Here is a 22,882-nt window from a genome sequence, read left to right on the forward strand (position 1 = left end):
TCATGGCAGATTACCAGGGCAAAAAAGTCGTTATCATCGGGTTGGGCCTTACCGGCCTCTCCTGCGTGGACTTTTTCCTTGCGCGTGGCGTGACGCCGCGCGTGATGGATACGCGCGTCTCTCCGCCGGGTCTGGACAAGCTGCCGGAGCAGGTTGAACGCCACCTGGGTGGTCTGAATGATGAGTGGCTGCTGGTCGCCGATCTGATTGTTGCCAGCCCGGGCATGGCGCTGGCGCATCCTTCGCTGAGTGCCGCGGCGGATGCAGGCGTTGAGATTGTTGGCGATATCGAACTGTTCTGCCGGGAGGCGCAGGCCCCGATCGTTGCCATTACCGGTTCAAACGGTAAAAGCACCGTCACCACCCTGGTGGGTGAGATGGCGAAAGCGGCGGGCAAAAATGTCGGCGTGGGCGGTAACATTGGTCTGCCCGCGTTGATGCTGCTCGATAAAGGGTGTGAGCTGTTTGTACTTGAGCTTTCCAGCTTCCAGCTGGAAACCACTTCAAGCCTGCATGCGGCGGCAGCGACGATCCTTAATGTCACCGAAGATCATATGGACAGATACCCGTTCGGCTTGCAGCAGTACCGCGCGGCCAAGCTGCGTGTCTATGAAAATGCCAAAGTCTGCGTGGTGAATGCCGATGATGCACTCACCATGCCGGTGCGTGGCGCAGACGATCGCTGCATTAGCTTCGGTATTAACATGGGTGACTATCACCTTAACCGCCAGCAGGGCGAAACCTGGCTGCGGGTGAAAGGTGAGAAGGTGCTGAACGTGAAAGAGATGATGCTCTCCGGCCAGCATAACTACACCAACGCCCTGGCGGCGCTAGCGCTGGCGGATGCCGTTGGTCTGCCGCGATCTTCAAGCCTGAAGGCGCTGACCACCTTTACCGGCCTGGCTCACCGTTTTCAGCTGGCGCTGGAGCACAACGGCGTACGCTGGATTAACGATTCCAAAGCGACCAATGTGGGTAGCACCGAGGCGGCATTGAACGGTCTGCACGTTGAAGGCACACTGCATCTGCTGCTGGGCGGCGACGGTAAATCAGCCGATTTCTCCTCGCTGAAGCAGTACCTCAACGGTGATAACGTGCGCCTTTATTGCTTTGGCCGCGATGGCAGCGAGCTTGCGGCGTTGCGTCCTGAGGTCGCCGAACAAACCGAGACCATGGAACAGGCGATGCGCCTTCTCGCCCCCCGCGTGAAGCCCGGCGATATGGTGCTGCTCTCGCCAGCCTGTGCCAGCCTCGATCAATTTAAGAATTTCGAACAGCGGGGCGATGTCTTTACCCGCCTGGCGAAGGAGTTAGGCTGATGCGTTTATCTCTCCCTCGCCTGAAAATGCCGCGTCTGCCAGGGTTTGGTATCCTGGTATGGCTGTTTACGGCGCTGAAAGGCTGGGTGATGGCTTCACGGGATAAAGATTCCGACAGCCTGATTATGTACGACCGCACGCTGTTCTGGCTCACGCTGGGGCTGGCAGCGACCGGCTTTATTATGGTCACCTCGGCGTCGATGCCTGTCGGACAGCGTCTGGCAAACGATCCGTTCCTGTTTGCCAAGCGTGACGGGCTGTACATCATTCTCGCGTTCTGCCTGGCGATGATCACCTTACGCCTGCCGATGTCGTTCTGGCAGCGGCACAGTACGGCCATGCTTATCGCCTCAATCATCATGCTGTTGATCGTTCTGGTCGTCGGGAGCTCCGTTAACGGGGCATCACGCTGGATCGCCTTTGGTCCGCTGCGTATTCAGCCTGCAGAGTTCACCAAGCTTTCGTTGTTCTGCTACCTGGCAAACTACCTGGTGCGTAAAGTCGACGAAGTTCGTAACAACCTGCGCGGCTTCTTAAAACCGATGGGCGTGATTCTGGTGCTTGCGATCCTGCTGCTGGCGCAGCCCGACCTCGGTACGGTAGTCGTACTGTTTGTCACTACGCTGGCGATGCTGTTCCTGGCGGGCGCAAAACTGTGGCAGTTCATTGCCATCATCGGGATGGGGATTTCGGCGGTGGTGCTGCTGATCCTCGCCGAACCATACCGTATCCGCCGTGTGACCTCGTTCTGGAACCCATGGGAAGATCCGTTCGGCAGCGGTTATCAGCTGACACAGTCGCTGATGGCGTTTGGCCGCGGCGAAGTCTGGGGCCAAGGCCTGGGCAACTCGGTGCAAAAACTGGAGTATTTACCGGAGGCGCATACCGACTTTATCTTCTCCATTATTGGGGAAGAACTGGGTTATATCGGTGTGGTATTGGCGCTATTAATGGTATTCTTCGTCGCTTTCCGCGCCATGTCGATTGGCCGTAAAGCGCTGGAGATCGATCACCGCTTCTCCGGTTTCCTGGCCTGCTCAATTGGTATCTGGTTTAGCTTCCAGGCACTGGTAAACGTTGGGGCCGCAGCGGGTATGCTGCCGACCAAAGGTCTGACGTTGCCGTTGATCAGTTATGGTGGTTCGAGTCTGTTGATCATGTCGACGGCCATCATGTTTTTGTTACGCATAGATTATGAAACGCGTCTGGAGAAAGCTCAGGCGTTTACACGAGGTTCACGATGAATCAACCGAAGCGGTTAATGGTGATGGCAGGCGGGACCGGCGGACACGTGTTCCCGGGACTGGCGGTTGCGCACCATTTAATGGAACAAGGCTGGCAGGTACGCTGGCTGGGAACCGCAGACCGCATGGAAGCCGACCTTGTACCTAAACACGGTATCGAGATCGACTTTATTCGTATTTCTGGCCTTCGTGGCAAAGGGAGCAAGGCGCTGCTGCTGGCGCCGGTGCGCATTTTCAATGCCTGGCGTCAGGCGCGCGACATTATGAAGCGCTTTAAGCCTGACGTCGTTCTGGGCATGGGCGGCTACGTTTCCGGTCCTGGCGGACTGGCGGCGTGGTCATTAGGGATCCCTGTTGTTCTGCATGAGCAGAACGGTATTGCCGGGTTGACCAACAAATGGCTGGCAAAAATCGCCACCAAAGTTATGCAGGCCTTCCCCGGGGCATTCCCGAAAGCGGATGTCGTAGGGAATCCGGTGCGTGTGGACGTGCTGGCGCTGCCGCTGCCAGATACGCGTCTGGCGGGTCGCGAAGGGCCGGTGCGCGTGCTGGTTGTCGGCGGTTCCCAGGGCGCACGTATTTTAAACCAGACGATGCCACAGGTTGCGGCAAAACTGGGTGATGCGGTGACAATCTGGCACCAGAGCGGGAAGGGCGCTCAGCAGAGCGTTGAGCAGGCTTACGCGCAGGAAGGTCAGCCGCAGCATAAAGTGACTGAATTTATTGATGATATGGCCGCAGCCTATGCCTGGGCCGATGTCGTGGTCTGTCGCTCGGGCGCGCTGACGGTGAGCGAAATCGCCGCCGCCGGTTTGCCAGCGCTTTTTGTGCCGTTCCAGCACAAAGACCGACAGCAGTACTGGAATGCGCTGCCGCTTGAGAAAGCGGGTGCCGCAAAAATTTTTGAGCAGCCACAATTTACCGCTGATGCGGTCGCCACTACCCTGGCGGGCTGGAACCGGGATGTATTACTGGAGATGGCGCAACGCGCACGCGCGACCGCTATCCCGGATGCAACGGAACGGGTGGCAAAAGAAGTGAGCCTGGCAGCCCAGGCATAATTCTCGCAGCGCGTGTTGCGCTGCACGATTTTTTTGAAGTAGTCGATGGCGTTTAGAGAATGAATACACAACAACTGGCAAAACTGCGTTCTATCGTGCCCGAGATGCGTCGCGTCCGGCACATTCACTTTGTCGGCATCGGTGGTGCTGGCATGGGCGGTATTGCCGAAGTGTTAGCTAACGAAGGCTATCAGATCAGCGGGTCTGACCTGGCGCCAAACCCTGTTACGCAGCAGCTGGCGTCGCTGGGGGCGACTATCTATTTCAATCATCGCCCGGAAAACGTGAGCGATGCGAGCGTGGTTGTAGTGTCCAGCGCGATCTCCGCGGATAACCCGGAAATCGTTGCGGCGCATGAGGCGCGCATTCCGGTGATCCGTCGCGCGGAAATGCTGGCTGAACTGATGCGTTTCCGTCACGGCATTGCGGTGGCCGGTACGCACGGTAAAACCACAACAACAGCGATGGTCTCCAGCATTTATGCGGAAGCGGGTCTCGACCCAACGTTCGTTAACGGTGGTCTGGTGAAAGCCGCTGGCGTGCATGCGCGTCTGGGCCACAGCCGTTATCTGATTGCGGAAGCGGATGAAAGCGACGCGTCGTTCCTGCATTTGCAGCCGATGGTGGCTATCGTCACCAATATCGAAGCTGACCATATGGATACCTACCAGGGCGACTTCGAGAACTTAAAGCAGACCTTTATTAACTTCCTGCACAACCTGCCGTTCTATGGCCGTGCGGTGATGTGCGTGGACGACCCGGTGATCCGCGAGCTGCTGCCGCGCGTCGGGCGTCAAATTACCACCTACGGCTTCAGCGAAGACGCTGATGTACGCGTGGAAGATTATAAGCAGATTGGTGCGCAGGGGCATTTCACCCTGGCACGCCAGGATAAAGAGCTCCTGCATGTCACCCTGAACGCGCCGGGACGTCACAATGCCCTGAATGCGGCGGCGGCGGTGGCTGTTGCAACGGAAGAAGGCATTGATGATGAGGCGATCCTGCGCGCGCTGGAAAGCTTCCAGGGAACGGGCCGTCGCTTCGACTTCCTGGGTGAGTTCCCACTGGAGCCAGTAAACGGTAAGCCAGGTTCTGCGATGCTGGTCGATGACTACGGTCACCATCCGACGGAGGTGGACGCAACCATCAAAGCGGCACGCGCGGGTTGGCCGGAAAAGAATCTGGTCATGATCTTCCAGCCGCACCGTTACACACGTACCCGCGATCTGTATGACGATTTTGCCAACGTCCTTTCGCAGGTCGATACCCTGCTGATGCTGGATGTTTATGCCGCGGGCGAAGCGCCGATTCCGGGCGCGGACAGTCGGTCTTTATGTCGTACCATCCGCGGACGCGGTAAAGTGGACCCTATCCTGGTCCCCGACCCGGTGCAGGTAGCTGAAATGCTTGCCCCGGTCCTGACGGGTAACGATCTGATCCTGATTCAGGGTGCGGGAAATATCGGCAAAATCGCCCGTACCTTAGCTGAAATCAAACTGAAGCCGCAAACTCAGGAGGACGAGCGTCATGGCTGATAAGATTGCTGTCCTGTTTGGCGGCACTTCCGCCGAACGCGAGGTTTCTCTGAATTCGGGCGCTGCCGTGCTGGCGGGCCTGCGTGAAGGTGGCGTGGACGCGCATCCGGTTGATCCGAAAGAGGTGGACGTTACGCAGCTGAAAGCGATGGGCTTCGATAAAGCCTTTATCGCGTTGCATGGCCGCGGCGGTGAAGACGGCACGTTGCAGGGGCTGCTGGAGCTGATCGGTATGCCGTACACCGGCAGTGGCGTGATGGCATCCGCTATCTCCATGGATAAACTGCGCAGCAAACTGCTGTGGCAGGGGGCGGGTCTGCCCGTTGCGCCATGGGTTGCACTGACGCGCCGTGAATTTGAATTGGGCTTGTCGGACAGCGTTAATACACGCATTGCGGCACTGGGCTTACCGGTTATTGTGAAGCCTAGCCGTGAAGGGTCGAGCGTGGGAATGTCCAAAGTTGATAAAGCTGTAGATTTGGCTGACGCTTTAGCTTTGGCATTTCAACATGATGAAGAAGTTCTGATTGAAAAATGGCTTAGCGGGCCGGAATTTACCGTCGCGATGCTTGGTGAAGAAATTTTACCGTCAATTCGCATCCAACCCGCCGGAGTCTTCTATGATTATGAGGCGAAGTATCTCTCTGATGAGACGCAATATTTCTGCCCAGCTGGTCTTGAAGCACAACGTGAAGCGGAATTACAGTCTCTGGTGCTTAAAGCCTGGAATGTTTTGGGATGCCGAGGCTGGGGACGAATTGATGTGATGCTTGACGGTGACGGGCAATTTTATCTGCTGGAAGCAAACACGTCTCCGGGTATGACCAGCCATAGCCTTGTGCCGATGGCGGCGCGTCAGGCGGGAATGAGCTTCTCGCAATTAGTCGTACGTATTCTGGACCAGGCGGGCTGATATGTCTCAGGCTGCGTTGAACACGCGCAACCGCGATGACGAAGAAGAATATTCTTCTTCGCGCCGGAGTAATGGAACGCGTCTTGCAGGGATTATCTTCCTGCTCGGGGTGCTGTGCACCGTGTTTATCAGCGGCTGGATGGTGCTGGGCTGGATGGAAGACGCACAGCGGTTGCCGCTGTCGAAGCTGGTAGTGACCGGAGAGCGTCACTACACGCGTAACGATGACATTCGCCAGTCAATTCTGGCGCTGGGGTCGCCTGGCACCTTTATGACGCAGGACGTCAACATTATCCAGAGCCAGATTGAACGTCTGCCGTGGATAAAACAGGCGAGTGTCAGAAAGCAATGGCCTGATGAATTGAAGATTCATCTGGTTGAATATGTGCCGATTGCGCGTTGGAATGATCAGCATATGGTTGACGTAGACGGAAATTCGTTCAGCGTCCCGAGCGATCGTGTCAACAAGCAGAATTTACCGATGTTGTATGGCCCGGAAGGCAGCGAAAACGAAGTATTGCAGGGTTTTCGTGAGATGGGGCAGGTGCTGGCTAAGGATCGCTTTACGTTAAAAGATGCTGCGATGACGGCGCGCCGTTCCTGGCAGCTGACCTTAACGAATGGCATTAAGCTCAATCTTGGCCGCGGCGACACAATGAAACGTCTGGCGCGTTTTGTAGAACTTTACCCGGTTTTACAGCAGCAGGCGCAGACGGATGGCAAACGGATAAGCTACGTTGATTTGCGCTATGACTCAGGCGCAGCAGTCGGTTGGGAGCCGGCTCCGGTCGAGGAACCTAATCAGCAACAAAATCAGGCACAGGTACAGGCAGAACAACAATGATCAAGTCGACGGACAGAAAATTGGTAGTAGGACTGGAGATTGGCACCGCGAAGGTTGCCGCTTTGGTAGGGGAAGTTCTGCCCGACGGTATGGTCAATATCATTGGCGTGGGCAGCTGCCCTTCCCGTGGTATGGATAAAGGTGGGGTAAACGACCTTGAGTCGGTGGTGAAATGCGTTCAGCGCGCCATCGACCAGGCTGAATTGATGGCAGATTGCCAGATTTCCTCTGTCTATCTGGCTCTTTCTGGTAAGCACATCAGTTGCCAGAATGAAATCGGTATGGTGCCGATTTCTGAAGAAGAAGTGACGCAGGAAGACGTTGAGAACGTTGTCCACACGGCGAAATCCGTGCGTGTTCGCGACGAGCACCGTGTGCTGCATGTGATCCCGCAAGAATACGCGATCGACTACCAGGAAGGTATCAAGAATCCGGTCGGTCTGTCGGGCGTACGTATGCAGGCAAAAGTGCACCTGATCACATGTCACAACGATATGGCGAAGAACATTGTAAAAGCCGTTGAACGTTGTGGCCTGAAAGTTGACCAACTAATTTTCGCCGGACTTGCCGCGAGCTATTCCGTGCTGACCGAAGACGAACGTGAACTGGGCGTCTGTGTGGTCGATATTGGTGGTGGTACAATGGACATGGCTGTCTATACCGGCGGTGCGTTGCGCCACACCAAAGTGATCCCGTACGCCGGGAATGTGGTGACCAGCGATATCGCTTACGCCTTTGGTACGCCACCGAGCGATGCAGAGGCAATTAAAGTGCGCCACGGTTGCGCGCTGGGCTCTATCGTCGGCAAAGACGAGAGCGTTGAAGTGCCGAGCGTAGGCGGTCGACCGCCGCGCAGCCTGCAACGCCAGACGCTGGCAGAGGTAATTGAGCCGCGTTATACCGAGCTGCTCAACCTGGTCAACGAAGAGATTTTGCAGTTACAGGAACAGCTTCGCCAGCAGGGTGTGAAACATCATCTCGCAGCGGGGATTGTATTAACCGGCGGGGCAGCGCAAATTGAAGGTCTTGCGGCCTGCGCTCAGCGCGTGTTCCATACGCAGGTGCGTATTGGTGCGCCGCTGAATATCACCGGTTTAACGGATTATGCTCAGGAGCCGTACTATTCAACGGCGGTGGGCCTGCTGCACTACGGGAAAGAATCCCATTTAAGTGGTGAGGCAGAGGTGGAAAAACGCGTCTCGGTGGGGTCGTGGGTCAAACGACTTAACACCTGGTTGCGAAAAGAATTTTAATTTTTTAAGAGACCGGAGAGAATTAGCGGTCTCGGGCGACAGGCACAACGGAGAGAGAGATTATGTTTGAACCTATGGAATTAACCAACGACGCGGTGATTAAAGTCATCGGCGTCGGTGGCGGCGGCGGTAACGCCGTAGAGCACATGGTGCGCGAGCGCATCGAAGGTGTTGAATTCTTCGCGGTGAACACCGATGCGCAGGCGCTGCGTAAAACGGCTGTTGGCCAGACGATTCAGATCGGTGGTGGCATCACCAAAGGTCTGGGAGCAGGGGCTAACCCGGAAGTGGGCCGCAACGCGGCTGAAGAAGATCGTGAAGCGCTGCGCGCTGCACTGGACGGTGCAGACATGGTCTTCATCGCAGCGGGTATGGGCGGCGGTACAGGTACCGGTGCAGCACCCGTTGTGGCGGAAGTCGCTAAAGATTTAGGTATTCTGACCGTTGCTGTCGTGACCAAGCCTTTCAACTTTGAAGGTAAGAAGCGTATGGCTTTCGCGGAGCAGGGTATCACCGAGCTGTCCAAGCACGTGGACTCTCTGATTACCATCCCGAACGACAAGCTGCTGAAAGTGCTGGGTCGCGGTATCTCTCTGCTGGACGCCTTTGGCGCGGCAAACGACGTGCTGAAAGGCGCGGTTCAGGGTATTGCTGAACTGATTACCCGTCCTGGCCTGATGAACGTTGACTTTGCAGACGTTCGCACCGTGATGTCCGAGATGGGTTATGCGATGATGGGCTCTGGCGTGGCGAGCGGTGAAGACCGTGCGGAAGAAGCCGCTGAAATGGCGATCTCTTCTCCACTGCTGGAAGATATCGATCTGTCTGGCGCGCGCGGCGTGCTGGTCAACATTACCGCTGGCTTTGACCTGCGTCTGGATGAGTTCGAAACCGTGGGTAACACCATCCGTGCATTCGCCTCTGACAACGCGACCGTTGTTATCGGTACGTCCCTTGACCCGGAAATGAACGACGAACTGCGTGTGACTGTTGTGGCCACCGGTATCGGTATGGACAAGCGTCCTGAGATCACCCTCGTGACCAACAAACAGACTCAGCAGCCGGTGATGGATCGTTACCAGCAGCACGGTATGTCGCCTCTGACTCAGGAGCAAAAACCGGCTGCGAAAGTGGTGAACGACCCGACTCCACAAACGGCAAAAGAGCCAGATTATCTGGATATCCCGGCGTTCCTGCGTAAGCAAGCTGACTAAGAATTGGCTGGAATTTGGGGATTTGCGCTCTTTGTGCTAAACTGGCCCACCGTTAGTGATATACACTCTCGGTTGGATAGTTAATTTGGCGAGATTATACGATGATCAAACAAAGGACACTTAAACGTATCGTTCAGGCGACGGGTGTCGGTTTACATACCGGCAAGAAAGTCACACTGACGTTACGCCCTGCGCCGGCCAATACCGGGGTCATCTATCGTCGCACCGACTTGAATCCACCGGTAGATTTTCCGGCCGATGCCAAATCTGTGCGTGATACTATGCTCTGTACTTGTCTGGTGAACGAGCATGACGTGCGGATTTCTACCGTAGAGCACCTGAACGCCGCCCTGGCGGGTCTGGGTATCGACAACATTATGGTTGAAGTCGATGCGCCAGAAATCCCGATCATGGACGGGAGTGCTGCTCCGTTCGTTTATTTGTTGCTGGATGCCGGCATCGAAGAACTGAACTGCGCGAAGAAATTTGTTCGCATTAAAGAGACCGTTCGCGTCGAAGATGGCGACAAATGGGCTGAATTCAAACCGTACAATGGTTTCTCGTTGGACTTCACCATCGATTTTAACCATCCGGCGATTGACTCCAGCACCCAGCGCTATGCGATGAACTTCTCTGCGGATGCGTTCATGCGTCAGATCAGCCGAGCACGTACCTTCGGCTTTATGCGTGATATCGAATATCTGCAATCCCGCGGCCTGTGCCTGGGCGGCAGCTTCGATTGTGCCATCGTTGTTGACGATTATCGCGTACTGAACGAAGACGGTCTGCGTTTTGAAGATGAATTTGTTCGTCACAAAATGCTGGACGCGATCGGCGACCTCTTCATGTGTGGTCACAACATCATTGGTGCCTTTACCGCGTTTAAATCCGGTCATGCACTGAACAACAAACTGTTGCAGGCCGTCCTGGCAAAACAGGAAGCCTGGGAATATGTGACCTTCGAAGACGAAGCTGAACTGCCGCTGGCGTTCAAAGCCCCGACTATGGTCCTGGCGTAACGGTTAAAGCCGTTTCGTAAGAAAAGCGACTGGTTCACCTGGTACTCTCTCCGACCAGGGAAGCCAGTCGTTTTTATTTCTGCCCTTTCTGGATTTGTCTCTCTCACCCTTGGCCTATGTTGGGTGCCAAATAACGGTGTGTTCGCTGCATTAATGACCGTTTTTACCTGCTGCAAGGTGTCATTCCTGCTGTCGTGTATTGGCTTTAGTGGTAATATCTGGGCGCTAAAAAAGAATAACTGAACTCAGCCTGCACTGGCGGGCGAACGTGGTGGAGCAAGTGAGCGGAATACTGACGCGCTGGCGACAATTTGGCAGACGTTACTTCTGGCCGCATCTCTTATTGGGGATGGTCGCGGCGAGTCTCGGCTTGCCTGTGCTCAGCAACAGCGCAGACGCGGCAACGCCAGCACGTTCCACGACGACCAAACACGATCTCACCACGCGGGTTAACTTCACTAATCTCGCATGGCTTGAAGCCAGCCGTCGTCCCAATTTCTCCGTTGATTACTGGCAGCAACACGCGATTCGCACGGTTATTCGCCATCTGTCGTTCGCGATGGCGCCGCAGACGATGCCTGTTGCTGAAGAAACGCTGCCGGTCCAGGCTCAGCACCTTGCTCTGCTCGATACGCTCAATGCGCTTCTGACGCAGGACAACCAGCCGCCTGTGACCGTGTGTCAGACGGCGCAAACTGCTTTTGTTTCCCCCGCATCCTTCTCTGTTTCGACCTGGATTAGCCAGGTTCACGGCATCCGTGCCGGGCCTCAACGCCTCAGCTAAATTAACCCTTTTTCAATACCTTAATTTATCTGCCCGACTGGGGCGTTTGAGAATTTATTATGCTAATCAAATTGTTAACCAAAGTTTTTGGTAGTCGTAACGATCGTACCCTGCGCCGCATGCGCAAAGCTGTGAACGTCATCAACGGTATGGAACCGGCGATGGAGAAGCTCTCTGATGATGAACTGAAAGCAAAAACCGCGGAGTTCCGTGCGCGTCTGGAGAAAGGCGAAACCTTAGAAAGCCTGATCCCGGAAGCCTTTGCCGTAGTACGTGAGGCCAGTAAACGCGTGTTCGGCATGCGTCACTTCGACGTGCAGCTGCTGGGCGGGATGGTGCTCAACGAGCGCTGCATCGCGGAAATGCGTACCGGTGAAGGTAAAACCCTGACTGCAACGCTGCCGGCTTACCTGAATGCGCTGACGGGTAAGGGCGTTCACGTTGTTACCGTCAACGACTATCTGGCGCAACGCGACGCCGAAAATAACCGTCCACTGTTCGAATTCCTCGGCATGACCGTGGGCATTAACATGTCCGGCCTGCCGGCACCTGCGAAGCGTGAAGCCTACAACGCGGACATCACCTACGGCACCAACAACGAATACGGCTTCGACTACCTGCGTGACAACATGGCGTTCAGCCCTGAAGAGCGCGTCCAGCGTAAACTGCACTATGCGCTGGTGGATGAGGTTGACTCCATTCTGATCGATGAAGCGCGTACCCCGCTGATCATCTCCGGCCCGGCCGAAGACAGCTCCGAGATGTACCGCAAAGTCGACAAAATCATTCCTCACCTGCTGCGTCAGGAGAAAGAAGACTCCGATACTTTCCAGGGTGAAGGTCACTTCTCCGTGGATGAAAAAGCGCGTCAGGTCAACCTGACCGAACGCGGCCTGGTGAAAATCGAAGAGCTGCTGGTGGCTGAAGGCATTATGGAAGAGGGCGAGTCTCTGTACTCCCCGAGCAACATCATGCTGATGCACCACGTAACGGCTGCACTGCGCGCGCACGCCCTGTTCACCCGCGACGTTGACTACATCGTTAAAGACGGTGAAGTCATCATCGTCGATGAACACACCGGTCGTACCATGCAGGGACGTCGCTGGTCCGATGGTCTGCACCAGGCCGTGGAAGCGAAAGAAGGCGTGGATATTCAGAACGAAAACCAGACGCTGGCCTCCATCACCTTCCAGAACTACTTCCGTCTGTACGAGAAGCTGGCGGGGATGACCGGTACCGCAGATACCGAAGCGTTTGAGTTTAGCTCCATCTATAAGCTGGATACCGTGGTAGTACCAACCAACCGTCCAATGATCCGTAAGGATATGCCGGACCTGGTATACATGACCGAAGCGGAAAAAATCCAGGCGATCATCGAAGATATTCGCGATCGTACCGCGAAGGGCCAGCCGGTTCTGGTGGGGACCATCTCCATCGAGAAATCTGAAGTGGTGTCTAACGAGCTGACCAAGGCGGGCATCAAGCACAACGTGCTGAACGCCAAGTTCCACGCTAAAGAAGCAGATATCGTTGCGCAGGCGGGTTACCCGGCTGCCGTAACCATCGCTACCAACATGGCGGGTCGTGGTACCGATATTATGCTCGGCGGTAGCTGGCAGGCCGAAGTGGCCGAGCTGGAAAACCCAACCCCGGAGCAAATCGCGCAGATCAAAGCCGACTGGCAGGTGCGTCACGACGCGGTGCTGGCATCCGGTGGTCTGCACATCATTGGTACCGAGCGTCATGAATCTCGTCGTATCGATAACCAGCTGCGCGGTCGTGCGGGCCGTCAGGGTGATGCCGGTTCTTCCCGCTTCTATCTGTCCATGGAAGATGCGCTGATGCGTATTTTTGCCTCTGACCGTGTGTCCGGCATGATGCGTAAACTGGGCATGAAACCTGGCGAAGCGATCGAGCACCCGTGGGTTACCAAAGCGATTGCCAACGCCCAGCGTAAAGTAGAAAGCCGCAACTTCGATATTCGTAAGCAACTGCTGGAATATGATGACGTTGCCAACGACCAGCGTCGTGCAATCTATACCCAGCGTAACGAACTGCTGGACGTGTCCGACGTGAGCGAAACCATCAACAGCATTCGCGAAGATGTGTTCAAAGCCACTATCGACGCGCACATTCCACCGCAGTCTCTGGAAGAGATGTGGGATATCGAAGGCCTGCAGGAACGTCTGAAAAACGACTTCGACCTCGAACTGCCAATCAAAGAGTGGCTGGACAAAGAGCCTGAGCTGCACGAAGAGACCCTGCGCGAGCGTATCTACGAAACCGCGCTGGACGTCTATAAGCGTAAGGAAGAAGTGGTTGGCGCTGAGATGATGCGTCACTTCGAGAAAGGCGTAATGTTGCAGACCCTGGACTCCCTGTGGAAAGAGCACCTGGCGGCAATGGACTACCTGCGTCAGGGTATCCACCTGCGTGGTTATGCGCAGAAAGATCCGAAGCAGGAGTACAAGCGTGAATCCTTCTCCATGTTTGCTGCCATGCTGGAGTCGCTGAAGTATGAAGTCATCAGCACTCTGAGCAAAGTTCAGGTGCGTATGCCGGAAGAAGTGGAAGCGATGGAGCAGCAGCGTCGTGAAGAAGCTGAGCGTCTGGCACAGATGCAGCAGCTGAGCCATCAGACCGATGAGAGCGAAGCCGCAGCGGCAATCGCAGCGCAGACGGGCGATCGTAAAGTCGGTCGTAACGATCCGTGCCCATGTGGTTCCGGCAAAAAATACAAGGCGTGCCATGGCCGTCTGAGCTAAGAACATAACAAACCGAAAAGGCGCAGATATCTGCGCCTTTTTTATGGACGTGACATGATGAAAACACTGCAAATTGCTGTCGGGATCATTCGCAACCCGCAAAACCAGATCTTCATTACCCAACGTGCCGCCGATGCGCATATGGCCAACAAATGGGAATTCCCCGGCGGGAAAATCGAATCAGGTGAAACGCCGGAGCAGGCGCTGGTGCGTGAGCTTCAGGAAGAGGTGGGGATCACCCCGCTTGGCGCAACGCTGTTCGATAAGCTGGAGTACCAGTTTCCGGACAGGCACATCACGCTGTGGTTCTGGCTGGTGGAAAACTGGGAAGGTGAGCCATGGGGAAAAGAGGGGCAACCGGGTAACTGGATTGAGCTTCAGGCCAGCGATGCGGAAAAATTCCCGCCTGCCAATGAGCCTGTGATCCTCCGGCTGGTCGCACAACCGTAGGCCTGCTAAGCGAAGCGCCAGCAGGCTTTAAATGTTACTGCTGGTTTTCGCTCCAGTCATCGCTATCCGAGAGATCGCCTTCGCTCGGAATGCGTTTCTCTTCCGCCGCCCATTCGCCCAGGTCAATAAGTTGACAGCGTTTGCAGCAGAATGGGCGAAATGGACTCACTTCTCCCCAGACGACAGTTTTCCCACAGGTTGGGCAGTTTACGGTGGTTACGTCAGACATCGGCACTCCTTAACAACAGGCCAGTTCAAAATCGAGGCGTTCCGGCACGGTGCCATGCTCACTGTCCAGCGGCATAAAGCGGATCGCGAAACGGCTTTTATGTCCGGAAATTTGCGGGTAAAGCTGCTCGCCAAGAGAGAGATTCAAACGCAGAAGATCGGCGTCGTCGCCGTTATCCTGATAAAAACCGTTGAGACTGGTCTGCTTGCGGAACGGGGCAGAGTTACGCACAAGATCGAGGATCAGGGATAACGTTTGATTCATCGGCTCCAGACTGCCCATCCAGCTGTTTACCTGGCGATCGCGCTGTTCCTGCGGCATGTGCAGCCACATATGCAGCGTTGGAAGGTCAAAGCTACAGCAACCGCCCGGTATGCTCAGACGCTGACGCACCAGCGCAATCAGACGGTCCTCGCGTAAAAATTGTCCAACGCGCGGCGCGGCCATCAGCGTCGCGCTGCTGTTTTTTAGCTGCTGGCGTAAAGCGTCAATTCGACTTTTATCTACGCCCGGTACTTCGGCCCAGGCCTGTAATTTACGCTGCTGGCGCTCCAGCTCTTTCAACAGCTCAGTGCGGACATCGCCGCGTTCAATCACATCCAGCAGATCGCCCACGTTGCGGAAAAAATGCAGCGCGGTGGCATGATCGTTGACGGGCAGATGTTGTGAAAGTTGTTGAATAAGAAATTCTATGCGTAGCCAGGTACGCATTTTTTCGTTAAGCGGATGCTCAAAAAGGATATGAGTCGACATTATGGTTTTTCCTGTGCAACGGCCTGCGCGGCGAAGGTCAGATACTGCGCGTGCAGACGAGCAACATCCGATGCAATGGCATCTGGTGCGCCGTTATTATCAATAACATCATCCGCAATGGCGAGGCGCGCTTCGCGCGTGGCCTGTGCGGCAAGAATTTGTTCAGCATGCTCGCGTGAAACATGGTCACGCGCCATGGTTCTCTGGATTTGCGTTTCGCGGGAAACGTCAATCACCAGCGTTCTGTCTGCTTTATTTTGAAGCTGATTTTCCACCAGTAACGGGATCACCCACAACACATAGGGCGAACTGGCTGCGGCAATCTGACGCTGAGTTTCATGGTGGATAATGGGGTGGAGCAGGGCATTAAGCCAGGCTTTTTCCGCCGGATCGGAAAATATGCACTCACGCAGCTGCCGACGATTCAGGGTGCCGTCAGCCTGTATCACACGGCGACCAAAATGCGCTTCGATGGCGTTTAAGGCGGGTGTATTGGGTTCTACCACCTGACGGGCAATGATATCGGCGTCGATAATCGTGATGCCGAGACGAGCAAACGCGTGCGCAACGGTGCTTTTACCACTACCGATGCCGCCGGTTAATGCGACGATATACCCCATTAAATCAGATCCTGGGAATTATTCAGTTTTAAAATCAGTTGCTTAAAATTCAAACTTACAACAGCCAATGTTTAGCTCTCTTTACCCGCTTTTTACCAGGTAAATTTATAGGATTGTAGCGTAAAAAAAGAGAATTTCGCAGTCTTGCGGAGCAGGTATTAGTGCGTATGATAGCGTCACTGGAGTTGTGCTTTTAATATATTTGCCTCTAACCCCAGGAATCCGCACATGCGTATCGAAGAAGATCTGAAGTTAGGTTTCAAAGACGTTCTTATCCGCCCTAAACGCTCTACACTGAAAAGTCGCTCAGACGTTGAACTCGAACGTCAATTCACCTTTAAGCATTCCGGTCAGACGTGGTCTGGCGTGCCGATTATCGCGGCCAACATGGACACCGTCGGGACCTTCGAGATGGCGACCGCGCTGGCGCAATTCGACATCCTTACTGCGGTACATAAACACTACAGCCCTGAGGAGTGGAATGCGTTTGTCGCCTCCGCCTCGGCTGACGTGGTGAAGCATGTGATGGTCTCGACCGGTACGTCTGATGCAGATTTCGAGAAAACCAAACAGATCCTGAACGCCAATCCGGCGCTGAATTTTGTCTGCATTGACGTGGCAAATGGTTATTCCGAGCATTTCGTCCAGTTCGTCAGCAAGGCGCGTGAAGCCTGGCCAACCAAAACCATCATCGCGGGCAACGTGGTGACCGGTGAAATGTGTGAAGAGCTGATCCTCTCCGGGGCCGACATTGTGAAAGTGGGCATTGGCCCGGGCTCCGTTTGCACCACGCGCGTGAAAACCGGTGTGGGTTATCCGCAGCTGTCTGCGGTAATTGAATGCGCTGACGCCGCGCACGGTCTGGGCGGCCAGATCATCAGCGACGGTGGCTGCACCATGCCAGGCGATGTGGCGAAAGCCTTCGGCGGCGGCGCGGACTTCGTGATGCTCGGTGGCATGCTGGCCGGCCACGAAGAGAGCGGTGGTACCGTGGTGGAAGAGAACGGTGAGAAATTCATGCTGTTCTACGGAATGAGCTCTGAATCTGCGATGACCCGTCACGTGGGTGGTGTCGCGAAATACCGTGCGGCGGAAGGCAAAACCGTTAAGCTGCCACTGCGTGGCCCGGTCGAAAACACGGCGCGCGATATCCTCGGCGGTCTGCGTTCTGCCTGCACCTACGTTGGGGCTTCCCGCCTGAAAGAGCTGACGAAACGCACGACGTTTATCCGCGTTCAGGAGCAGGAAAACCGCGTATTTAATAGCCTCTGACGGCTACGGCTGGCGCGCGTCCGTGCGCCAGCATTACCCCGCGCTCATTGCATCCCCCAGATGGAAAATTGGCAGATACATCGCCACCACCAGCGTGCCAATAAACAGACCTGTCACGACCAGTAGCAAAGGCTCAAGAAGCGCCGCCAGATTGTCTGCCTGCTGGAATGTCTGTTCCGTATGATGGCGGGCCAGATTCATCAGCATCACATCCAGTGAACCCGACACTTCTCCGGTGCGAATGAGCTGAATACACAGTGGTGTAAAAACAGAGGCCTTCTGGAAGGAGGACCACACGGGCATCCCCTGTTCGATATCGCTGCGTATCTCACGGAGTTTCTCCTGCCAATAGCCACTCTCAACGGTCTCCTCCACACTCTCCACTCCTTGTAAAAAAGCAATTCCAGCCTGCTGGGTTAATGACAGCACGGTAAAAATTTGCCCCAGTTTTTGCCCACGCATCAGCGTGCCCATCACCGGTACATGTAACAGGACGTACTGCCAGCGCGGATGCCGCCGCAGCTTACAGGCGATGACAACCATTGCCACGATCAGGGCCAAAAGGGTGAGCATATGCGCCTGAACCAGGGCCGCCAGCCCCATGACTGCCTGCGTGAGCAAAGGGAGCGGGGTGTTGAACGTTTTGTAGATTGCAGCAAACTCAGGCAACACCAGCGTGACCATCGCCAGCACCACGAAAACGGCCAGCGTCAGGATGATCAGCGGATAGCGCAGCGCTTTCTTCACCTTTGCACTGAGCTGCTGCTGGGATTTTTGCTGCAGCGCAAGCTGACGGCAGCAGGCTTCGAGCTTACCCGTCAGCTCACCCGTCTTCACCATCGAGACATAAAGGGGGCTAAACACCTCTGGCCATTTCTTCATGGCCTCTGACAGGGCGCAACCTTCGCTCAGGTCATCAGCAAGACTGTGCAGCAGCGCCTGCCAGTGCTTCAAAGGATGCTGTTCCGCCAGCATGTGCAGGCTTTGGGACAGCGTGAGTCCGGCCTGTAGCAGCGTGGCGAGCTGGCGAAAAATATCGTAGCAGTGTTGCACCTGCCATCGGTGTCGCTGCTGGCAGCGTTTTAGCGCCAGCGGGTGCAGCTGTTTAAGCACCAGAGCCGTGTAAGCTGCGTTACGGTCGATGGCCCAGAGGGTGCCGGTTTGCACCTCCCCCTCGGTGGTCAGGGCACGCCAGCGCCAGAGCGAATTAGCAGCCATCGGGCATTCCCAGGACGCGCAACAGCTCTTCGAGCGTGGTCAGCCCTTGCTCCACGGCCATGCAGCCATGCTCAAACAAAGATGTCATTCCCGCCTGACGTGCGCTGGACCCAATCACCTCCGTGCTTGCTCCGCTGGCGATGGCCTGCCGCAGCGTGTCGTCGATGACGAGCACTTCAAAAATGGCTACGCGACCATAAAAACCGTGGTAGCAGCGCTCGCAACCGGTGGGTTGCCAGCGAGGAAGCGGCCGGGGCCACAGCGTGCGAGGTAATTCGGTGTGGCGGCTGGCTTCCTGTCGGCAGTACGGGCATAAACGACGCACCAGCCGCTGGGCAATCACCATCGAGAGCGCCGAAGAGATCATCCAGCGCGCGACGCCCATCTGTTGCAGCCGTACCAGTGTTTCAGTCGTCGAATTAGTATGGAGGGTGGACAGCACCAGATGCCCGGTTTGCGCCGCCTTAATGGCAATTTCTGCCGTTTCGCCGTCACGAATTTCACCCACCATAATGATGTCAGGATCCTGCCTGAGCAGGGCACGCAGCACGCTCTGGAAGGTCAGCCCCGCGCGCGGATTAATCTGCGTCTGGTTTAAGCCTGCAAGCGGGATTTCAACGGGATCTTCCACGCTGCAAATATTAACGTCAGGGGTATTTCGCGCCTGTAACGCGCTGTACAGCGTCACCGTTTTCCCGCTACCGGTCGGGCCGGTGACCAGAATCAACCCCTGAGGGCTGTTAAGCGCCCCGGCAAAACGGGCCTGCTGGTCTGCACTCATCCCCAGCAGTTCAAGCTCCAGTGCCTGCTGCACCTGGTGAAGCAGACGAAGCACGATTTTTTCTCCACCGCTACAGGGAAGGGTTGCGATACGAAAAGAGACGGGGACGCTTGCCAGCTCCACTGTAAACTGACCGTCCTGCGGCAGGCGGCGCTCCGCAATATCCAGTTGGCCCAGCACCTTCAGGCGTGCGGCAAGCGTCGTACCGAGGGCGGCGGAAACCGGCGGTTGCGGGTAGAGCACACCGTCGATTCGCAAACGGATCTGGTAGCCGTGCTCCGTCGGTTCAATATGGATGTCAGAAGCCCGCTGGTTCACTGCCTGCTGCAACGTTGTACTGAGCACGTCAGCGGCTGAGTTTGGCACTATTCCCGGCAGGTGTGATGATGAGAGGGACTGAAGCCGTTTTTCCATCCGTTCGGCCGTCCAGCACTCAATATCAATACGTTTCTGTGTGGCGAAGCGTAACGCTTCCATCAGCTCAGAGGCAGGATTACCCACCACCGCAATGCTGATCATCTCGGTGTCGCTTGCGAGTAGCAGTGCGTGATGGCGCTGACAGAGCGTCATAAGCTGTTCGGTATTCATTGTCGACTCCTGTCAGTTGTTGTCGAAGCGGAAAACATCTTCACAGGCTTGTCTGAGCGCCGTGTCGGACGCAATGTTGCAGGCACGCGTCCAGCCCGTCATACCGTTACCGTCGCTCCAGATCGGTGTCATGAGTACTTCAAGTCCGTTAAGACTCTCCTGTCCTGTTAACGATACGACCCCCTTCGCCACGCTCATCGCTGAAACGTAACGCGTGGTTGTCGGGGAGGGGATGCCATTGGTTCCTGCGTCGCAGCGATCCACACCACCACGATCCAGGGCGCAAAGCTCAATAGCGGTGCGGTAGGGGATGAACGTTTGCAGCATATCGGTGAGCGCTGCTTTTCGCAGGTAGTTCTGATAGGCCGGGATGCCAATCGCGCTCAGGATGGCAATAATGCCAATGACCACCATTAGCTCAATCAGGGTAAATCCTTGTTGTCTGTTCATATCTGCTCCTTACGTTAAGTGGCGCTACTGTGGCAGTGTCGGCGCGCAGAAACGAGGGGCAAAAGCGCGAACGTGAAAGGGCTTTCAGGGAAATGATTCAGTGTTGCAGAGAAGGACAGCGTAATTGCGAGCGGTTTCGTATTTCCCCTCTCCGGGCGGAGAGGGGAAGATCAGTTATTTGAAGCGCATCGAGAGGTCCAGGGCACGTACGTGCTTGGTCAGGGCGCCAACGGAGATATAATCGACGCCGGTTTCAGCAAATTCGCGGAGGGTGTCGAACGTCACGTTGCCGGACACCTCAAGCTGCGCCTGGCCGTTTGTGCGTTTGACCGCTTCACGCATCTGCTCCGTGTCGAAGTTATCGAGCATGATGATGTCAGCCCCCGCTTTAATGGCCTCGTCCAGCTCATCCAGCGTTTCCACTTCCACTTCGACCGGCACATCCGGATGCAGCCAGAAGGCTTTTTCCACGGCCTGACGTACCGAGCCAGAGGCAATAATGTGGTTCTCTTTGATCAGGAAGGCATCGGATAGCCCCAGACGATGGTTGGCGCCACCGCCGCAGAGCACGGCGTATTTCAGCGCGGTGCGCAGGCCCGGCAGGGTTTTACGGGTATCCAGCAGCTGCGTGCGGGTGCCTGCCAGCAGGTCAACGTAGCGGCGTACTTCACTGGCAACGCCAGAGAGCGTTTGCACAAAATTGAGCGCGGTGCGTTCACCGGTCAGCAAGACGCGGGACGGGCCGTCCAGCTCGAACAGTGGCTGATTTGCCGTGACCGCATCACCGTCCTCAACGTGCCATGTTACCTGCACCTCGTCGCCCGCCAGCTGGGTAAAGACCTCCTCAACCCAGCGTTTGCCGCAGAAAACCCCCGCTTCGCGGGTGATGACTACCGCGTGCGACCGTGTCTCTTTTGACAACAATTGGGCGGTAATATCGTTATCGGCGCTGACGTCACCGCCGAGGTCTTCTCTCAGGGCATGGGCAACGCTTGCCGGGATATCACTATTAATACGTTCCAGAAGCGCGTCACGTCGGTGGTCGGGGTTATAGCGGCGAGGCGGCATGATAAAACTCCAAATTGGTAACGAATCATAATATTGAAACATGCTACTCTGAACCGAGTAACAGCACCATAGATAAGGAGTTCCAGCATGTTGTTAGAAAACGGATGGCTGGTGGACGCGCGACATGTACCGTCGCCGCACCACGATTGCCGCCCGGAGGATGAAAAGCCCACACTGCTGGTGGTTCACAACATAAGTCTCCCGCCAGGTGAGTTTGGCGGTCCGTGGATCGACGCGTTATTCACAGGAACGATAGATCCCGATGCTCATCCTTACTTTGCTGAGATTGCGCATTTGCGCGTATCGGCGCACTGCCTGATCCGCCGTGATGGCGAAGTGGTTCAGTATGTTCCTTTTGATAAGCGAGCCTGGCATGCCGGCGTGTCGATGTATCAGGGGCGCGAGCGGTGCAATGATTTCTCCATTGGAATTGAACTGGAAGGAACGGACACCACGCCTTACACCGATGCGCAATATCAGAAACTGGTTGCTGTGACGCAAACTTTAGTGGGGCTTTATCCCGCCATTGCAGACAATATTACGGGGCACAGCGACATCGCCCCCGAAAGAAAAACCGACCCCGGCCCGGCGTTTGACTGGTCCCGGTTTCACGCCATGCTTACCACGTCGTCAGATAAGGAGATAACATGACGTTGTTTACCATGCTGCTGGTTATGATCGCCGAACGCCTGTTTAAGCTCGGCGAGCACTGGCATCTGGATCATCGGCTGGAAGTGTTATTCCGCCGGATCAGGCATTTTTCCATGCTACGCACGCTGCTTATGACGGCAGGTGTGATGGTGATTACGTTCCTGTTGCTACGCTCACTTTACGGCCTCTTTTTCAACGTGCCGCTGCTGGTGGTATGGATACTGCTGGGCGTGTTGTGTATTGGCGCGGGCAAGGTGCGTTTGCACTATCACGCGTATCTGAAAGCTGCTTCCCGGGATGATGTCCACGCGCGCGGCGCGATGGCGAGCGAGCTGACGATGATCCACGGCGTACCGCCGGACTGCGATGAACGCGAATTTCTGCGCGAGCTACAAAACGCGCTGCTGTGGATTAACTTCCGTTACTACCTGGCGCCGCTGTTCTGGTTTGTGGTGGGCGGTCCATGGGGACCGGTACTGCTGATGGGCTATGCTTTTCTGCGCGCCTGGCAGACCTGGCTTGCCCGCTACCTTACGCCGCATGAACGTCTCCAGTCCGGCATTGATGCCATTCTGCACGTGCTCGACTGGCTTCCGGTGCGACTGGTCGGCGTGGTCTATGCCCTCATCGGTCACGGTGAAAAGGCGTTGCCAGCGTGGTTTGCCTCCCTTGCAGACCGCCATACCGCGCAGTATCAGGTCTTAACCCGACTGGCTCAATTCTCGCTGGCTCGCGAGCCGCACACGAACAAAGTCGAAACGCCTAAAGCTGCCGTCTCGATGGCGAAAAAAACGTCGTTTGTGGTGGTGGTGATTGTGGCGTTGCTGACGATTTACGGCACGCTGGTCTGA

22 protein-coding genes are annotated in these 22,882 nt (G+C 55.9%); 15 read left to right on the forward strand and 7 right to left on the reverse strand.

Going from position 1 to position 22,882, the window contains the following annotated elements:
- The first annotated feature begins 2 nt into the window (after nt 1-2).
- From murD to mutT, 12 genes are all read left to right on the forward strand, one after another.
- Nucleotides 3-1,319 (forward strand): UDP-N-acetylmuramoyl-L-alanine--D-glutamate ligase, encoded by a 1,317-nt coding sequence (gene murD / locus BFV65_RS03455; RefSeq protein WP_058677776.1) that lies wholly within the window; start codon nt 3-5, stop codon nt 1,317-1,319.
- Nucleotides 1,319-2,563: a cell division protein FtsW gene (gene ftsW, locus BFV65_RS03460; protein ID WP_022647044.1), complete on the forward strand. Its 1,245-nt coding sequence runs from the start codon at nt 1,319-1,321 to the stop codon at nt 2,561-2,563. Before murD ends, ftsW begins: the two co-directional genes overlap by 1 nt.
- On the forward strand, nt 2,560-3,624 hold the full coding sequence (gene murG, locus BFV65_RS03465; RefSeq protein WP_063200352.1) for an undecaprenyldiphospho-muramoylpentapeptide beta-N-acetylglucosaminyltransferase: 1,065 nt from the start codon (nt 2,560-2,562) through the stop codon (nt 3,622-3,624). The genes ftsW and murG overlap by 4 nt, the downstream gene beginning before the upstream one ends.
- 59 nt (nt 3,625-3,683) lie before the next feature.
- Nucleotides 3,684-5,159, forward strand: coding sequence for a UDP-N-acetylmuramate--L-alanine ligase (murC, locus tag BFV65_RS03470; RefSeq protein ID WP_022647046.1), 1,476 nt, complete (start codon nt 3,684-3,686; stop codon nt 5,157-5,159).
- Nucleotides 5,152-6,072 (forward strand): D-alanine--D-alanine ligase, encoded by a 921-nt coding sequence (locus BFV65_RS03475; protein WP_023330111.1) that lies wholly within the window; start codon nt 5,152-5,154, stop codon nt 6,070-6,072. Before murC ends, BFV65_RS03475 begins: the two co-directional genes overlap by 8 nt.
- Before the next feature lies 1 nt (nt 6,073).
- Complete coding sequence (gene ftsQ, locus BFV65_RS03480; RefSeq protein ID WP_003856342.1) at nt 6,074-6,916, forward strand: cell division protein FtsQ; 843 nt, start codon at nt 6,074-6,076, stop codon at nt 6,914-6,916.
- Nucleotides 6,913-8,169, forward strand: coding sequence for a cell division protein FtsA (gene ftsA / locus BFV65_RS03485; protein WP_003856340.1), 1,257 nt, complete (start codon nt 6,913-6,915; stop codon nt 8,167-8,169). The genes ftsQ and ftsA overlap by 4 nt, the downstream gene beginning before the upstream one ends.
- A 62-nt stretch (nt 8,170-8,231) precedes the next feature.
- The gene (gene ftsZ / locus BFV65_RS03490) at nt 8,232-9,383 is read left to right on the forward strand and encodes a cell division protein FtsZ (protein WP_022647048.1); all 1,152 of its coding nucleotides are present in this window, start codon (nt 8,232-8,234) and stop codon (nt 9,381-9,383) included.
- A 101-nt stretch (nt 9,384-9,484) separates the two neighbouring features.
- The gene (gene lpxC, locus BFV65_RS03495) at nt 9,485-10,402 is read left to right on the forward strand and encodes a UDP-3-O-acyl-N-acetylglucosamine deacetylase (RefSeq protein WP_003856337.1); all 918 of its coding nucleotides are present in this window, start codon (nt 9,485-9,487) and stop codon (nt 10,400-10,402) included.
- A gap of 280 nt (nt 10,403-10,682) precedes the next feature.
- Nucleotides 10,683-11,186: a secA translation cis-regulator SecM gene (gene secM / locus BFV65_RS03500; protein WP_081330561.1), complete on the forward strand. Its 504-nt coding sequence runs from the start codon at nt 10,683-10,685 to the stop codon at nt 11,184-11,186.
- A gap of 59 nt (nt 11,187-11,245) precedes the next feature.
- Nucleotides 11,246-13,951, forward strand: coding sequence for a preprotein translocase subunit SecA (gene secA, locus BFV65_RS03505; protein WP_022647050.1), 2,706 nt, complete (start codon nt 11,246-11,248; stop codon nt 13,949-13,951).
- A gap of 57 nt (nt 13,952-14,008) precedes the next feature.
- On the forward strand, nt 14,009-14,401 hold the full coding sequence (mutT, locus tag BFV65_RS03510) for an 8-oxo-dGTP diphosphatase MutT (RefSeq protein ID WP_046619985.1): 393 nt from the start codon (nt 14,009-14,011) through the stop codon (nt 14,399-14,401).
- A 34-nt stretch (nt 14,402-14,435) separates the two neighbouring features.
- Here the strand turns inward: mutT and yacG are convergent, their stop codons facing one another.
- From yacG to coaE, 3 genes are read right to left on the reverse strand one after another with little or no spacing between them, the layout of a single operon-like run.
- Nucleotides 14,436-14,630: a DNA gyrase inhibitor YacG gene (gene yacG / locus BFV65_RS03515; protein ID WP_003856332.1), complete on the reverse strand. Its 195-nt coding sequence runs from the start codon at nt 14,628-14,630 to the stop codon at nt 14,436-14,438.
- A 9-nt stretch (nt 14,631-14,639) separates the two neighbouring features.
- A complete protein-coding gene (zapD, locus tag BFV65_RS03520) occupies nt 14,640-15,383 on the reverse strand; it encodes a cell division protein ZapD (RefSeq protein ID WP_022647052.1) in 744 nt (247 codons plus the stop codon).
- Complete coding sequence (coaE, locus tag BFV65_RS03525) at nt 15,383-16,003, reverse strand: dephospho-CoA kinase (RefSeq protein ID WP_046619909.1); 621 nt, start codon at nt 16,001-16,003, stop codon at nt 15,383-15,385. Before coaE ends, zapD begins: the two co-directional genes overlap by 1 nt.
- A 228-nt stretch (nt 16,004-16,231) precedes the next feature.
- Between coaE and BFV65_RS03530 the strand changes: the two genes are divergently transcribed.
- Entirely contained in the window at nt 16,232-17,275 is a 1,044-nt protein-coding gene (locus BFV65_RS03530; protein ID WP_022647054.1) for a GMP reductase, read from the forward strand.
- 33 nt (nt 17,276-17,308) lie between these two features.
- Here the strand turns inward: BFV65_RS03530 and hofC are convergent, their stop codons facing one another.
- From hofC to nadC, 4 genes are all read right to left on the reverse strand, one after another.
- Nucleotides 17,309-18,493: a protein transport protein HofC gene (gene hofC, locus BFV65_RS03535; protein ID WP_069596238.1), complete on the reverse strand. Its 1,185-nt coding sequence runs from the start codon at nt 18,491-18,493 to the stop codon at nt 17,309-17,311.
- Nucleotides 18,483-19,862 (reverse strand): type II secretion system protein GspE, encoded by a 1,380-nt coding sequence (gene gspE / locus BFV65_RS03540; protein WP_022647056.1) that lies wholly within the window; start codon nt 19,860-19,862, stop codon nt 18,483-18,485. The genes hofC and gspE overlap by 11 nt, the downstream gene beginning before the upstream one ends.
- 12 nt (nt 19,863-19,874) lie before the next feature.
- Nucleotides 19,875-20,312, reverse strand: a complete 438-nt coding sequence (gene ppdD, locus BFV65_RS03545) for a prepilin peptidase-dependent pilin (protein ID WP_023299332.1) — start codon at nt 20,310-20,312, stop codon at nt 19,875-19,877.
- Between the two features lie 174 nt (nt 20,313-20,486).
- Entirely contained in the window at nt 20,487-21,380 is an 894-nt protein-coding gene (gene nadC, locus BFV65_RS03550) for a carboxylating nicotinate-nucleotide diphosphorylase (protein WP_063148363.1), read from the reverse strand.
- 87 nt (nt 21,381-21,467) lie between these two features.
- Between nadC and ampD the strand changes: the two genes are divergently transcribed.
- Together ampD and ampE are read left to right on the forward strand one after the other, a co-directional pair.
- Entirely contained in the window at nt 21,468-22,031 is a 564-nt protein-coding gene (ampD, locus tag BFV65_RS03555) for a 1,6-anhydro-N-acetylmuramyl-L-alanine amidase AmpD (protein WP_022647059.1), read from the forward strand.
- Complete coding sequence (ampE, locus tag BFV65_RS03560) at nt 22,028-22,882, forward strand: beta-lactamase regulator AmpE (protein WP_023299333.1); 855 nt, start codon at nt 22,028-22,030, stop codon at nt 22,880-22,882. Before ampD ends, ampE begins: the two co-directional genes overlap by 4 nt.

Origin of the sequence: Enterobacter hormaechei subsp. hoffmannii, from assembly GCF_001729745.1 — a bacterium.
GTDB classification, from domain to species: domain Bacteria; phylum Pseudomonadota; class Gammaproteobacteria; order Enterobacterales; family Enterobacteriaceae; genus Enterobacter; species Enterobacter intestinihominis.

What these genes read in the sequence shown, in the direction of transcription:
- murD (WP_058677776.1), top strand. Translation starts at nt 3, where the DNA reads ATGGCAGATTACCAGGGCAAAAAAGTCGTTATCATCGGGTTGGGCCTT.
- ftsW (WP_022647044.1), top strand. Translation starts at nt 1,319, where the DNA reads ATGCGTTTATCTCTCCCTCGCCTGAAAATGCCGCGTCTGCCAGGGTTT.
- murG (WP_063200352.1), top strand. Translation starts at nt 2,560, where the DNA reads ATGAATCAACCGAAGCGGTTAATGGTGATGGCAGGCGGGACCGGCGGA.
- murC (WP_022647046.1), top strand. Translation starts at nt 3,684, where the DNA reads ATGAATACACAACAACTGGCAAAACTGCGTTCTATCGTGCCCGAGATG.
- BFV65_RS03475 (WP_023330111.1), top strand. Translation starts at nt 5,152, where the DNA reads ATGGCTGATAAGATTGCTGTCCTGTTTGGCGGCACTTCCGCCGAACGC.
- ftsQ (WP_003856342.1), top strand. Translation starts at nt 6,074, where the DNA reads ATGTCTCAGGCTGCGTTGAACACGCGCAACCGCGATGACGAAGAAGAA.
- ftsA (WP_003856340.1), top strand. Translation starts at nt 6,913, where the DNA reads ATGATCAAGTCGACGGACAGAAAATTGGTAGTAGGACTGGAGATTGGC.
- ftsZ (WP_022647048.1), top strand. Translation starts at nt 8,232, where the DNA reads ATGTTTGAACCTATGGAATTAACCAACGACGCGGTGATTAAAGTCATC.
- lpxC (WP_003856337.1), top strand. Translation starts at nt 9,485, where the DNA reads ATGATCAAACAAAGGACACTTAAACGTATCGTTCAGGCGACGGGTGTC.
- secA (WP_022647050.1), top strand. Translation starts at nt 11,246, where the DNA reads ATGCTAATCAAATTGTTAACCAAAGTTTTTGGTAGTCGTAACGATCGT.
- mutT (WP_046619985.1), top strand. Translation starts at nt 14,009, where the DNA reads ATGAAAACACTGCAAATTGCTGTCGGGATCATTCGCAACCCGCAAAAC.
- yacG (WP_003856332.1), bottom strand. Translation starts at nt 14,630, where the DNA reads ATGTCTGACGTAACCACCGTAAACTGCCCAACCTGTGGGAAAACTGTC.
- zapD (WP_022647052.1), bottom strand. Translation starts at nt 15,383, where the DNA reads ATGTCGACTCATATCCTTTTTGAGCATCCGCTTAACGAAAAAATGCGT.
- coaE (WP_046619909.1), bottom strand. Translation starts at nt 16,003, where the DNA reads ATGGGGTATATCGTCGCATTAACCGGCGGCATCGGTAGTGGTAAAAGC.
- BFV65_RS03530 (WP_022647054.1), top strand. Translation starts at nt 16,232, where the DNA reads ATGCGTATCGAAGAAGATCTGAAGTTAGGTTTCAAAGACGTTCTTATC.
- hofC (WP_069596238.1), bottom strand. Translation starts at nt 18,493, where the DNA reads ATGGCTGCTAATTCGCTCTGGCGCTGGCGTGCCCTGACCACCGAGGGG.
- gspE (WP_022647056.1), bottom strand. Translation starts at nt 19,862, where the DNA reads ATGAATACCGAACAGCTTATGACGCTCTGTCAGCGCCATCACGCACTG.
- ppdD (WP_023299332.1), bottom strand. Translation starts at nt 20,312, where the DNA reads ATGAACAGACAACAAGGATTTACCCTGATTGAGCTAATGGTGGTCATT.
- nadC (WP_063148363.1), bottom strand. Translation starts at nt 21,380, where the DNA reads ATGCCGCCTCGCCGCTATAACCCCGACCACCGACGTGACGCGCTTCTG.
- ampD (WP_022647059.1), top strand. Translation starts at nt 21,468, where the DNA reads ATGTTGTTAGAAAACGGATGGCTGGTGGACGCGCGACATGTACCGTCG.
- ampE (WP_023299333.1), top strand. Translation starts at nt 22,028, where the DNA reads ATGACGTTGTTTACCATGCTGCTGGTTATGATCGCCGAACGCCTGTTT.